Genomic DNA, 12710 nt, shown 5'->3' on the forward strand with positions numbered 1-12710 from the left:
CCCGGCTTTTCGACGACGTGAGCCCGAGCAAGCGGCAACGTCCCGAACTGGCGCAGCGGCCCGTCGCCGACCTCGCCCGAATCCTCGCTGAGCGATCCGGTCAGGACGTCGACGAGTCGCTGCTTTCGCGTGCGCTGACGCACCGGTCCTACGCCTACGAGAACGGCGGGATCCCGCACAACGAGCGCCAGGAGTTCCTCGGCGACGCGGTGCTCGGCCTGGTCGTGACCGACCACCTCTACCGGGAGCACCCGGACCTGCCCGAGGGCCAGCTGGCGAAGTTCCGGGCCGCCGTGGTCAATTCGCGTGCACTCGCCAAGGTCGGCCGGCAGCTCGAGCTCGGGTCGTACCTTCTGCTGGGCCGGGGCGAGGCGACGACGGGTGGACGCGACAAGGACTCGATCCTCGCCGACACCATGGAGGCCGTCATCGGCACGGTCTACCTCTCCAGCGGCATTCCTGGTGCCACAGCACTCATCCACAGCCTGATGGACACGCTCATCGAACGGTCTGCCACCCTCGGTGCCGGCCTGGACTGGAAGACGTCGCTGCAGGAGATCTGCTCGACGCTCGGGCTCAGCGTGCCGTCCTACCGGGTGGACGAGGACGGCCCGGACCATGACAAGGAGTTCACCGCAACCGTCGTGATCTCCGGCGAAGCGCTCGGCCAGGGCATCGGCCGCAACAAGAAGGCCGCCGAGCAGCAAGCGGCCGAAATCGCGTGGAAAGCGTTGAAGGATCGGGCCGACACGTCCGGCGCCCTCACGTCGCGCGCCACTGCCGACAGTGCCTGAACTGCCCGAGGTCGAAGTCGTCCGCCGTGGGGTCGCGGCACATGTGGTCGGCCGCAGTTTCACCGACGTCCAGGTGTCGGGTCATCGGGTCGCCCGACGGCACCTGCCCGGACCAGTGGACCTCGCCGATCGGCTGCGCGGTCGCGTCGTGTCCGCTGCGCGACGACGCGGCAAGTATCTCTGGCTGGAGCTGGACGACGTGGCGGCGGGGGCCGGTAGCGGCGAGGACGGAGAGGCCCTCGTCATACACCTCGGCATGAGCGGTCAGCTGCTCGTCGAGGCCCCGGAGGCGCCGCGGGAGAAGCACGCCCACGCCCTCTTCGACCTGTCCGACGGCCATCAACTGCGCTTCGTCGACCAGCGCACGTTCGGCGGTCTGCAGCTGGTGCCCCTGGTGGCGGACCGATTCGGGACCGGCACGGTGCCGCAGATCATCACGCATATCGCGCCCGACCCGTTGGAGCCGGCCTTCGATCAGCAGGCGGTCGGTCGCGCGATCCGTCGACGCAGGACCCAGCTGAAACGGGCGCTGCTCGACCAGGCGCTGGTGTCCGGCATCGGCAACATCTATGCGGACGAGGCGTTGTGGCGTGCCCGGCTGCACGGCGAGCGCGCGACCGACAAGCTCACCGCCGCGGCTGTGCGCGAAGTGCTCGGGCACGCCGCCGACGTCATGACCGAGGCGCTCGGCCACGGCGGCACCAGCTTCGACAGTCTCTACGTCAACGTGAACGGCGCGAGCGGCTACTTCGAGCGATCGCTGAACGCCTATGGTAGGCAAGGGAAGCCGTGTCGTCGGTGCGGGACGCCGATGATCCGCGAGGCGTTCATGAACCGATCGTCGTTCAGCTGCCCCAGGTGCCAGCGCCGCCCGCGGGGTTAGGTTGCTCTTCATGAGCCAACTGGAACCGCAGGTCCTGCCCACCGCCGACGAGTCCCTCGACTGGGTCGCGCGCACGTGCGACGGCGGGCTCGAGCGGGCCAGCTCGCTGGTGACGGCCTTCAAGGCCGATCCTCCTGCCGATGCCCGGCAGGTGCTGCAGGCGTGGAACGACATCCACATCGCGCTCGCCGACGCCGCAGGCATCGCGGGGGTCTACTCCCAGGCCGACCCGTCCAGCGCGGTGCGGGCGGCGGCCGACGAAGCCATGCAACGGCTGGACGCCTACTCCACCCAGCTCGGCATGGACCGTGATGCGTTCGCCATCCTCGACGCCGTCGATCCGTCGAACCTGGACGACGACGCGCGTCGCTTCCTGGACCGGGTGCTGCGAGACTTCCGCCGCAGCGGGGTCGACCGCGACGACGCGACCCGGGCGCGCCTCACTGAGCTGGCCGAGCTGGAGCTGAAGGCGAGCCAGGAGCACAGCAAGAACATCCGGGAGGGCGTGCGCTCCATCGCGGTGCCGCCGGAGGCGCTCGCCGGCATGCCGCAGGACTGGCTCGACGCGCATCCGGCCGGCGACGACGGCTTGGTGACGGTCACCACCGACTATCCCGATGCGATCCCACTGATCACCTTCTGCAGCGACGCCTCAACCCGTATGGCGATGACGCTGGAGCGGCTCAACGTGGCCTGGCCGGCGAATGACGCCGTGCTCCAGCGACTGCTCGAGCTGCGCGCGGAGCACGCGAAACTGCTGGGTTACGACACCTGGGCCGACTACGACGCCGAGGTGAAGATGATCGGAAAAGCCTCCGCCATCGGCGAGTTCATCGACAGGATCACCGAAGCCGCGACCGACAGCGCGTTGCGGGACAAGGGCGTGCTTCTCGAGCGGTTCCGGCAGGACGTGCCCGAGGCGACGGACATCTCGTCGGCCGATCTCACGTACTACTCCGAGCTGGTGCGCAAGGAGCAGTACGCCGTCGATGCCCAGCTGGTGCGCACCTACTTCACTTTCGAGAAGGTCCGGCAGGGCCTCCTCGACGTGACCGGCCGCCTCTTCGGCATCGGTTTCCAGCTGGTCGACGCGGCGACCTGGCACGACGATGTGGCGGCATACGACGTGGTGCGCGAGGGCGAACGGATCGGCCGGATCTATCTCGACCTGCACCCGCGGGACGGCAAGTACAAGCACGCGGCACAGTTCGATCTGCGCGGCGGGGTGCGCGGTCGGCAGCTGCCGGAGGGCGTGCTCATGTGCAACTTCGGTCGTGGACTGATGGAGCACGACGAGGTCGTGACGCTCTTCCACGAGTTCGGCCACCTCATCCATCACGTGCTGGGCGGCGACCAGGAATGGATCACCTTCTCCGGCGTCGCGACCGAGTGGGACTTCGTCGAGGCGCCGAGCCAGATGCTGGAGGAATGGGCCTGGGACGCCGACGTGCTGGCGACCTTCGCCACCAACGAGGCCGGCGAGACGATCCCAGCCGAACTGGTGGCGAAGATGCGTCGCGCCGACGACTTCGGGAAGGGCTTCCAGGCCCGCACGCAGATGTTCTACGCCGCGCTGTCGCTGAACCTGCACCTGCGCCGGTATGACGACCTGACCGCGGTCGTGCGTGACCTGCAGGCGAAGTACTCCGTCTTCCCGTATGTGCCGGACACTCATTTCCACTGTGCCTTCGGGCATCTCGACGGCTACAGCTCCGGTTACTACACCTATATGTGGTCGCTGGTCATCGCGAAAGACATGTTCAGCGCGTTCGACCGGGATGATCTCTTCGACGAGGAGGTCTCCGGCCGCTACCGCGACTCGGTGCTCGTGCCGGGCGGCAGCAAGGACGCCGCGGACCTGGTCGCGGAGTTCCTCGGCCGGCCCTACACGTTCGACGCCTACGCGGCCTGGCTGGCGGAGTGACGACACCCTCCCGTTGACCGGCTGCACGACCCCCGCCACACGGCGCCGCTGAGCAGTGAGAACCTGGGCACATGGCGCAGAACTCTTCGGTCGTTGACCAGGTCAGGAAACAGCTTTTCATCGGTGGCGAGTGGCGTGATGCCGAGGGCGGCAAGACGCTCGAGGTCGACAATCCGGCCACCGGGAAGGAGTTGGCGCAGGTTGCCGACGCGTCGGTCGCGGACGGCGAGGCGGCGCTCACCGCGGCCGCCGACACCCAGGCGGAGTGGGCCCGGACGGCGCCCCGCGATCGCAGCGAGATCCTGCGGCGAGCCTACGAACTCATCGTCGAACGCACCGACGTCTTCGCCGAGCTGATGACGCTGGAGATGGGCAAACCGCTGGCGGAGTCACGCGGCGAGGTGGCCTACGGCTCGGAATTCTTCCGCTGGTTCGCGGAGGAGGCGGTGCGCATCTCCGGCCGCTATTCGGTCGCGCCGAACGGCGCCACCCGGCTGATGACGATGAAACAGCCGGTCGGCCCGACGCTGATGATCACGCCGTGGAACTTCCCGCTGGCCATGGGCACCCGGAAGATCGGCCCGGCGATCGCGGCCGGTTGCACCATGGTGGTCAAGCCGGCGGCGGAGACGCCGCTGACCATGCTCTACCTGGCGCAGGTGATGCATGAGGCGGGACTGCCGGCAGGTGTGCTCAACGTGATCACCACGAGCAACAGCGGCGGGGTCATGGAGCCGCTGATCAAGGACCCGCGGTCGCGGAAGCTGACCTTCACCGGCTCGACCCCGGTGGGTCGCAAGCTCATCGAGCAGTCGGCCCAGCAGGTGCTGCGGGTGTCGATGGAGCTCGGCGGCAACGCACCGTTCATCGTGTTCGAGGACGCGGACCTCGATGCGGCGGTCGACGGCGCCATGCTGGCCAAGATGCGCAACATCGGCGAGGCGTGCACCGCGGCCAACCGGTTCTTCGTGCACGCCGACGTGGTGGGCGAGTTCAGCGAGAAGTTCGCGGCACGGATGGCGGCCCTCACGATGGGCGACGGTATGACGGACGGCGTCAACGTCGGCCCGTTGATCAACGCCAAGGCGGTCGACAAGGTGACCGTGCTCGTCGAGGACGCCACCGGTCGAGGGGCGCGAGTGGTGACCGGTGGCGGCAAGGGTGAGGGCGCCGGCTACTTCTTCACGCCGACGGTGATCACCGACCTTCCCGGGGACGCCGACATGGCCCGTGAGGAGATCTTCGGTCCGGTCGCGGCGATCCAGACGTTCACGGACGAGGACGAGGTGATCCGGCGGGCGAACGAGACCGAGTACGGTCTGGTCGGCTACTTCTTCACGCGTGACTACGCTCGCGTCATCCGGGTGAGCGAAGGCCTCGACTACGGCATGGTCGGCGTCAACCAGGGTGTGGTGTCCAACCCCGCGGCGCCGTTCGGTGGGGTGAAGGCCAGTGGTTTCGGTCGTGAGGGCGGGTTCGAAGGCATCGACGAATACTTGGAGACCAAGTACGTCGGCCTCGCCCTCTGAGGCGGCTGCCCGAGCCTGTGGACAACTTCTGCGGCCGGTGAGCGCCTGCTCCTACTCTCGTGCCCACGAGGGAAGGAGCAGGCCATGCAGGATCTGGACGTCGGACCCGGGACGCTGGAGACCGCGGCGACGCTGTTGCGGGCAGCGTATGACGACGGCCCGACGCGGCTGGCCCGCGCGATCGTCGACGACCTCGTCGAGGGGTGCGGCGGCCACCCGGATGTAATGAGCGAATTCGGTGCTGCCTTGCCGCAGCTGGTCGATCTGCTCGGCCAGCACGTCCCGCTCATCGGTGACCGGTTGAGCGCTGCTGCAGCGGCGTACCGCCGGGCGGACTGGATCGCGCGGGTCGCCGCGGGTGGCGACGCATGAGACCAGCGGAGACCGACTCCGACCTGCTGGCGCGGTCGGCCCTGCGGTGCACCGCGCTCGCGGTCCAGCTCTCGGCGATCGAATCGACACTCGACGGCGTGGCCGGAGACCACGGGATGCGCTGGTCCGGGACGGCCGCGGCGATGTTTCGGGCCGGGGTGGCAGATCATCGCCGGTCGGTCGCCGACACCCGCCGGACCGTCGAGCATCTGGCAGCCCTGATCCGCGCCTTCGGCCACGAGGTGGCGGACGCTCAGGCGCGCGCCCGGTTCGCGGGCCACCACGAAGGCGCTCGACCTGTCGCCGAGGACGAGCTGGCGCCGGCCCGCGTCAGGTTCGGCCGCCGGCTGCGATCCGTGGAGTCCGCACTGAACCAGATCCGGCTGCGTCTGGTCCTGCCGCCGGGACGATGGACCGGTCCGGTGCGTCCACCCGACAGCCTGCAGCGGGGTCGGCTGCCGCTGCCGCCGCCGGGACGATGGACCGGTCCGGTGCGTCCACCCGACAGCCTGCAGCGGGGTCGGCTGCCACTGCCGCCGCCGGGACGATGGACCGGGCCGGTCAGACCGCCTGCCTGGGACCGGCACCGGATGCCGCTTCCGGCGCCGGCGCTCGCCGCACCGGTGCCGGTGGCGCCGATGGCCGCGGTGGCGCCGGCATGAGCTTCGAGATTGCACCGCTGGTCCAGTTCACCGACGAGGAGTTGCTGCTGCTCGGGGCGGACCATCCGGTGGTCGACACGCCATACCTCAGCTCACTGGAGCCCGCCCAACGCGCACTCGCGGCGCAGGTCGCCTACCGATCGCTCTGCTCGCACGGCGCCGTCGCCGTCGATGGCGGCGCCGGGATCGAGTTGCCCGAGTCCTACGTCACCATGCTGCGCCTGCGGGCCGCAGCCACCGCCGTCCTCGTGGTCAGCAAGGCAACCGCCGACGCCGGCGTGATGCGTTATCACCATCTGGGGGACGACACCGTGGTGCTGGAGGATGTGAGCGACGCCGGAGCACACGAGTTCCGGCTCGTGGCGCATCGGGACCTCGCCGACGCGCTGCGGTCGTTCTGCGCGGTCGACGGAGCAGCCGACGGAGCCGGCGAGCCGGTGCTGCTGCCGGAGCGTTCCTTCGCCCGCGGGGACTCGGCCGCCGAGTTGTGGGGAGACGGCGTTGCCCAGTTCGATGCCACCGTATGGCGAGCCGCTGCCTCGAGCGACCGGCCGGCGCCGGTGCTCGGTTTCCTGCTCGGCAGCTCGGCCAGCTGGCGCGTGCACCGCGTCGCTGGTCCCGGCCAGGACGGCCGGACCGTCGAGCTGACGCCGATCCGGGCCGCTGACGTCGGCGAGGCGATCGCACGGACGCTGTTGATCGAGGAGGACACCGAGGAACCGCCCCGTCAATGGCATTTAATGAGAGCGTGACCGACTCCGCAGCCAACCCGTCCACGCCTGTCGCGACGGCGGAGGCGGTGCCGTCGGCGCCGCGCACCGTTGCGATCCTCGGCTCGACCGGGTCCATCGGGACCCAGGCGATCGACATCGTCGGCCGCAACCCGGACCGGTTCGAGGTCGCCGCCTTGAGCGCCGGTGGCAGCCAGCCGCGCCTGCTCGCGCGGCAGGCCGTGCAGATGCGGGTGCCGCTGATCGGTCTTGCCGCCGGCGAGCCGGCGGAGTTCATCGCGATCCTTCAGGAGGAGGCGGCGGCTGCCGGTGTCACGTCATACTCGCCGGAAATCCTCGTGGGGTCGGACGCGTCCGAACGGGTGGCCGGGTGCGGTGCCGACGTGGTCCTCAACGGCATCACCGGCTCGATCGGGCTGCGCCCGACGCTGGCCGCGCTGCGGACCGGATCGACGCTCGCGCTCGCCAACAAGGAGTCGCTGATCGTCGGCGGGCCGGTGGTGAAGCGGGCCGCGGCGCCCGGGCAGATCGTGCCGGTCGACAGCGAACACTCGGCCATCGCACAGAGCCTGCGTGCCGGCACCGAGCGCGAAGTGCGCCGCCTCGTCATCACGGCGAGCGGCGGGCCGTTCCGCGGCATGCCGCTCGAGGAGCTGACGAAGGTCACGCCCCAGCAAGCGCTGGCCCACCCGAATTTCGCCATGGGCAAAGTCATCACGACCAACTCGGCGACCCTGGTCAACAAAGGCCTCGAAGTGATCGAGGCGCACCTGCTCTTCGACGTGCCGTTCGAGCGGATCGATGTGGTCGTGCACCCGCAGCAGTTCATCCACTCGATGGTGGAGTTCGTCGACGGCGCCGTCGTGGCACAGATCGGCCTGCCGACGATGCTGGTCCCGATCTCGCTCGGCCTCGGCTGGCCGGACCGGGTCCCGGACGCGGAGACGCCGATCGACTGGGACAAGGCCGCGGACTGGCGGTTCGAGCCGTTGGACGACAACGCCTTCCCGGCGGTGCGGCTGGCGCGGCAGGTCGGTCTGGCCGGCTCGACATACCCCGCCGTCTACAACGCAGCCAACGAGGAATGCGTTGCCGCCTTCCACGGCGGCCGGGTCGGCTTCCCGGACATCGTCGGCACCGTGCAACGCGTCGTGGACGACCACGACGCGTCCTCCGGCGAGCTCACGGTGGACGACGTCCTGGCCGCGGAGGCGTGGGCCCGCGCCCACGCACAGGAGATCCTCGCTCGCTCCTAAGCTCCGCATGAGACGCTGGTAGGCGTGTTGTTCCTGCTCGGCGTGCTCATCCTGCTGCTCGGCATCGGCGTCTCCATCGCGCTGCACGAGCTCGGGCACCTGACGCCTGCAAAGCTCTTCGGTGTCAAGGTCACCCAATACATGGTGGGCTTCGGGCCCACGATCTGGTCGCGGCGGCGCGGGGAGACCGAGTACGGCGTGAAGGCCATCCCACTCGGCGGCTACATCCGGATGATCGGGATGTTCCCGCCGCGGCCGGGCGAAGAGGACGGCTACGTCCGCGCCTCGTCCACAGGTAGGTTCAGCCAGCTGGCGGACCAGATGCGCGAGGACGCCTACGAGCACATCGCGCCGGGCGATGCGAACCGGGTGTTCTACAAGTTGCCGACCTGGAAGAAGGTCGCCATCATGTTCGGCGGCCCCTTCATGAACCTCCTGATCGCGCTGGTGCTGCTCCTCGTGATCGCCAGCGGCATCGGGCTGCCGGCGCAGCAGACGGCCGACATCGCCGCTGTCCAGCGCTGTTCGCCGACCGCGGCTTCGGCCGCCCCGAAGGCCTGCCCGGCGTCCGGGCGCACCGCTGCTGCCGCAGCCGGTCTGCAGGCGGGGGACCGGATGGTGTCCGCCGACGGGCGGAAGATCACCACGACAACGCAATTCACCGATGTCATCCGCTCCCATCCCGGCGACCCGATCCCGCTGGTGGTGCAGCGGGACGGTCGGCTCGTGCACCTCCAGGTGACTCCCAAACTGCAGCGCATGCCCAAGCTCGACAGCAACGGCACCGAGGTCGTCAACTGGAAGGGCAACGTGGAGTATGCCGACGTCGGGGTCGTCGGTGCCTCGATCGGCGGGACCTACCGTGACGAGCGGCAGTCGATCCCCGAGGCGTTCGGCACGTTCGGCAGCGCCCTGAAGCAGACGTCGTCGGTCTTCCTGAAGATCCCGCAAAAGATGATCGGCGTGTGGAACGCCGCCTTCAGCGGGGGGACCCGGGACGAGAACAGCCCGCAGTCGGTGGTCGGGGTCGGTCGCGCGGCGGGCGATGTCGCCGAGTCGAAGTACACGACGACGCAGGACAAGATCGTCGTCCTGCTGATGATCATCGCGTCGCTCAACCTGGCGCTGTTCGTCTTCAACATGGTGCCGCTGCTGCCGCTGGACGGTGGGCACATCGCCGGTGCGCTGTGGGAGGCGGTGAAGCGGCCGATCGCGCGGGCCAGGGGCATCCGTGGTCCCGTCTACGTCGATGTCGCGAAGGCGCTCCCGCTGGCGTACGGCGTGTCGATCGTGCTGCTCGTCATGTTCGCGCTGTTGGCCTATGCCGACATCGTGAACCCGGTGAAACTCGGCTGAGCCCTGCCGGCACAGCGGACCGGTCCTGTCCGCAAGGGCCGGCAGGCTGATTCCGTTCGCAACACCGCCGACGAATTTTCAGGAGCCAGCCCATGTACGCACCTGCTGAGCACGACGAGATCACCGGACTGACCGGTTACATCGAGCAGCAGCTCGACCACCTCCGGGCATCGGTCTACGGGCTGACCGAGGCGGAGGCGAAGTCGACCCCGTGCCGCAGCACGCTGTCCGTCGCGGCCCTGGTCAAACACGCGGCGTACGTGCTGCGCGGCAATGTCGACCGGCTGGATGGGAACACCAGAGCCCTTGATCAGGAAGGGTTTTCGGCATACATGGGCAGTCTGGTCGTCGGCGAGGATGAGTCCGTGAATGCCGTCTTGGAGGAGTTCGACGCCGCCCGTGCAGCGTTCGCCGCGAAACTGGCGGAGACCGACCCCGACGCGAGCATCACCGAACCGCCGGCTCCATGGGACGGGATCTTCGACGCGCGCCCGGCGAAGACGCGCTATCTGCTCGTGCACGTGGTCGAGGAGTTGGCTCGGCATGCCGGGCACGCGGACATCATCCGTGAACAGATCGACGGCGCTTCAGTGCCCGCGCTGGTGCTCACGCTCGAGGGCGCTGCGCCGTCGCAGTTCTTCCAGCCCTTCGTCGCGGCGCCGGGCACTATTGGCGCGTAACGAAATCGGCCGGCGCCGACCCGCGGGTCACGGCAAGGTCGTGGTCATGACGAGCAGCAGTGACCTGTGGGACGCCGACACCGCGGAGCGGTATGACGAGAGCTCTTCCTTCATGTTCGCGCCGGAGGTGTTGGACCCGGCGGTCGACTTTCTCGCCCGACTGGCGGGCGAAGGACCGGTGCTCGAGTTCGCGATCGGCACCGGGCGCGTCGCGATCCCCTTGCTGGACCAGGGGATCCCGGTCTCCGGCATCGAGCTGTCCGCAGCGATGGTCGAGCAGCTCCACGCGAAACGTCCCGACCTGCCGGTGGTTGTCGGCGACATGGCGACCGCTGTCGTCGACGGTGAGTTCTCGCTGGTCTATCTGGTCTGGAACAGCCTGGGCAATGTGCGGACCCAGGCCGAGCAGGTCGAGGTGTTCCGGAATGCCGCGCGACATCTCGCGCCGGCTGGTCGCTTCGTGATCGAGTTGTGGATCCCCGGGATCAGGCGAATGCCACCGGGCCAGACCGCGGTGCCGTTCCACGTCAGTGAGCAGCACACCGGTTTCGACACCTACGACCTGGTGACGCAACAGGGCACGTCGCACCACTACACGCGGGCCGCCGATGGCAGCTTTCGCTACGGCACCAGCAACTTCCGCTACGTCTGGCCGGCCGAATGCGACCTGATGGCACAGCTCGCCGGTATGACGCTCGAGCAGCGGGTCGCCGACTGGCACGGCAGCCAGTTCACCGCAGAGAGCGAGTCGCACGTGTCGGTGTGGCGCATGCCGGGCCGACGATCTTCCGGTCGTTGAAATGCCGTCATGCCGGCCCACTCCAGGTGGACCGGCATGACGGGGTTCAACGGTGCTCCGCCGTTATTCGGTGGTGACTCCACCGCCGGCAGAGCTCTCGGCGCCACCTGCTGATTCGCCCGCGAGCGCGGAGCCCTGAGCCGAGCCCGGCTCGACGCCGGCCTCGTCGGCGCCGGACCGGTGGCGACGATGCGGTTCCGACCGGCGGATGTCGTCCTCGAGGCGGTCACCGAACTGCTCGACGCGGTCCTCGCGCTCGGCGAAGACGGACGCCCCCGGCTTGTTGCCCCACTTCCATTCGTTGAAGAAGATGTTGAGCAACACCGCGCTGATCGCGGCCGAGCTGATGCCGGAGTCCATGATGACGCCGAACCAGTCCGGGAACTTGTCCCAGAAGGTGGGCATACCGACCGGGATCATGCCGAAGGCGAAGGCGACCGAGACGATCACCAGGTTCAGGCCGTTCTTGTAGTCGACCCTCGCCAGCGTGCGGATACCGCTCGCGGTCACCGAACCGAACAGAATGATTCCCGCGCCACCCAGCACCGGGAACGGGATGCCGGCGATCACCGCACCGACCACCGGCAGCAGGCCGAGCACGACCAGCACGCCACCACCGGCGGCGACGGCGAACCGGCTCTTGATCCCGGTGAGCGCCACCAGCCCGACGTTCTGCGCGAAGGCGCTGGCCGGGAAACTGCCGAACAGCGGGGCAACGGTCGTGGCTGCCATGTCCGCACGGAGGCCGGCGGCCACCCGCTTGTCGTCGACCTCGGTCTCCACGATCTCGCCGATGGCCAGGATGTCGGCGGTGGTCTCGGTCATGATCACGAAGATCACGATGGTCATCGAGATGATCGCGCCGATCTGGAACTGGGGGGAGCCGAAATGCAGGAACTGGGGCAGTTCGACGACCTTGGCGTCCTTGACGGAGGAGAAGTCGGCGTGGCCTGTCACGACGGCGATCAGCGTGCCGATCACCATGCCGATCAAGATCGACAGCCGCGAGATCGCACCCTGGAAGAGTCTGCTGATCAGCACGATGATCAGCAGGGTGATCGCCGCGAGGCCGATATTCGTCGGTGAGCCGTAGTCCTTCGCTCCCGGGTTGCCGCCACTGCACCACATGAACGCGGTCGGCAGCAGGGAGGCTCCGATGACGGTGATGATCGACCCGGTCACAACCGCTGGGAAGAACCGCACGATGCGTGCGAAGTAGGTCGATGCGATGACGCCGATGAGGCCGGCCACGATGATCGAGCCGAGGACCGGCCGAAGTCCGTCCTTGCTGGCGATCGACACCATCGTCGATACGCTGGCGAAGGACACGCCCTGGACGATGGGCAGCCGGCTGCCGACCGGTCCGGCACCGAGCGTCTGCAGCAGAGTGGCCACGCCGCTGATGAACAGACCGGCGGTCACGAGCAGCCCGATGTCGGTCGGTTTGAGGTGCGCAGCTCCGCCGATGATGAGGGGTGGGGCGATCACTCCGCCATACATCGTCAGGATGTGTTGGGTGCCGTAGGTCAGCAGGCGGCCGGGACCGTACATCGTGTCCTCGGGACGACCTTGATACCTGGAATCACCCGCGCGTCGTAGGAGTTTCACGGCGCTCACCCTTCAGCAGTCGCGCGGCACGCGGTGCCGGGCGCGGGGCGGGGATTTGAGCTTGTCGATCATGAGGATGGGCTCCCTCTGTTGGATGAACAACGATGACGTGAAAG

The 12710-nt window shown here is 68.5% G+C and carries 12 protein-coding genes; 11 read left to right on the plus strand and 1 reads right to left on the minus strand.

Annotation, left to right across the window (positions count from 1 at the left end):
- Positions 1-17 precede the first annotated feature (17 nt).
- The 11 genes from rnc to ACN8HC_RS12215 all read left to right on the plus strand — a co-directional run bounded on the left by rnc (position 18) and on the right by ACN8HC_RS12215 (position 10986).
- The gene (gene rnc, locus ACN8HC_RS12165) at positions 18-794 is read left to right on the plus strand and encodes a ribonuclease III (RefSeq protein WP_490075101.1); all 777 of its coding nucleotides are present in this window, start codon (positions 18-20) and stop codon (positions 792-794) included.
- Positions 787-1677 carry a bifunctional DNA-formamidopyrimidine glycosylase/DNA-(apurinic or apyrimidinic site) lyase gene (mutM, locus tag ACN8HC_RS12170; protein WP_490075102.1) on the plus strand — a complete coding sequence of 297 codons (891 nt, stop codon included), beginning with the start codon at positions 787-789 and terminating at the stop codon, positions 1675-1677. Before rnc ends, mutM begins: the two co-directional genes overlap by 8 nt.
- Before the next feature lie 10 nt (positions 1678-1687).
- Entirely contained in the window at positions 1688-3601 is a 1914-nt protein-coding gene (locus ACN8HC_RS12175; RefSeq protein WP_490075103.1) for a M3 family metallopeptidase, read from the plus strand.
- Between the two features lie 71 nt (positions 3602-3672).
- Positions 3673-5130, plus strand: a complete 1458-nt coding sequence (locus ACN8HC_RS12180) for an NAD-dependent succinate-semialdehyde dehydrogenase (RefSeq protein ID WP_490075104.1) — start codon at positions 3673-3675, stop codon at positions 5128-5130.
- An 84-nt stretch (positions 5131-5214) separates the two neighbouring features.
- Positions 5215-5502, plus strand: coding sequence for a hypothetical protein (locus ACN8HC_RS12185; protein WP_490075105.1), 288 nt, complete (start codon positions 5215-5217; stop codon positions 5500-5502).
- Positions 5499-6164, plus strand: a complete 666-nt coding sequence (locus ACN8HC_RS12190) for a WXG100 family type VII secretion target (protein WP_490075106.1) — start codon at positions 5499-5501, stop codon at positions 6162-6164. Before ACN8HC_RS12185 ends, ACN8HC_RS12190 begins: the two co-directional genes overlap by 4 nt.
- Positions 6161-6916, plus strand: coding sequence for a hypothetical protein (locus tag ACN8HC_RS12195; RefSeq protein ID WP_490075107.1), 756 nt, complete (start codon positions 6161-6163; stop codon positions 6914-6916). Before ACN8HC_RS12190 ends, ACN8HC_RS12195 begins: the two co-directional genes overlap by 4 nt.
- Complete coding sequence (gene dxr / locus ACN8HC_RS12200; protein ID WP_490075108.1) at positions 6913-8151, plus strand: 1-deoxy-D-xylulose-5-phosphate reductoisomerase; 1239 nt, start codon at positions 6913-6915, stop codon at positions 8149-8151. Before ACN8HC_RS12195 ends, dxr begins: the two co-directional genes overlap by 4 nt.
- A gap of 24 nt (positions 8152-8175) precedes the next feature.
- The gene (locus ACN8HC_RS12205) at positions 8176-9507 is read left to right on the plus strand and encodes a M50 family metallopeptidase (protein ID WP_490075109.1); all 1332 of its coding nucleotides are present in this window, start codon (positions 8176-8178) and stop codon (positions 9505-9507) included.
- 92 nt (positions 9508-9599) lie between these two features.
- A complete protein-coding gene (locus ACN8HC_RS12210; RefSeq protein WP_490075110.1) occupies positions 9600-10187 on the plus strand; it encodes a mycothiol transferase in 588 nt (195 codons plus the stop codon).
- A 46-nt stretch (positions 10188-10233) separates the two neighbouring features.
- A complete protein-coding gene (locus tag ACN8HC_RS12215) occupies positions 10234-10986 on the plus strand; it encodes a class I SAM-dependent DNA methyltransferase (protein WP_490075111.1) in 753 nt (250 codons plus the stop codon).
- Positions 10987-11049: 63 nt separating this feature from the next.
- Here the strand turns inward: ACN8HC_RS12215 and ACN8HC_RS12220 are convergent, their stop codons facing one another.
- Positions 11050-12594 carry a nucleobase:cation symporter-2 family protein gene (locus tag ACN8HC_RS12220; RefSeq protein WP_490075112.1) on the minus strand — a complete coding sequence of 515 codons (1545 nt, stop codon included), beginning with the start codon at positions 12592-12594 and terminating at the stop codon, positions 11050-11052.
- Between the last annotated feature and the right edge of the window lie 116 nt (positions 12595-12710).

This window comes from Flexivirga sp. YIM B11880 (assembly GCF_058148645.1).

What these genes read in the sequence shown, in the direction of transcription:
- ACN8HC_RS12215 (WP_490075111.1), top strand. Translation starts at nt 10,234, where the DNA reads ATGACGAGCAGCAGTGACCTGTGGGACGCCGACACCGCGGAGCGGTAT.
- ACN8HC_RS12180 (WP_490075104.1), top strand. Translation starts at nt 3,673, where the DNA reads ATGGCGCAGAACTCTTCGGTCGTTGACCAGGTCAGGAAACAGCTTTTC.
- ACN8HC_RS12185 (WP_490075105.1), top strand. Translation starts at nt 5,215, where the DNA reads ATGCAGGATCTGGACGTCGGACCCGGGACGCTGGAGACCGCGGCGACG.
- ACN8HC_RS12175 (WP_490075103.1), top strand. Translation starts at nt 1,688, where the DNA reads ATGAGCCAACTGGAACCGCAGGTCCTGCCCACCGCCGACGAGTCCCTC.
- ACN8HC_RS12195 (WP_490075107.1), top strand. Translation starts at nt 6,161, where the DNA reads ATGAGCTTCGAGATTGCACCGCTGGTCCAGTTCACCGACGAGGAGTTG.
- ACN8HC_RS12190 (WP_490075106.1), top strand. Translation starts at nt 5,499, where the DNA reads ATGAGACCAGCGGAGACCGACTCCGACCTGCTGGCGCGGTCGGCCCTG.
- ACN8HC_RS12210 (WP_490075110.1), top strand. Translation starts at nt 9,600, where the DNA reads ATGTACGCACCTGCTGAGCACGACGAGATCACCGGACTGACCGGTTAC.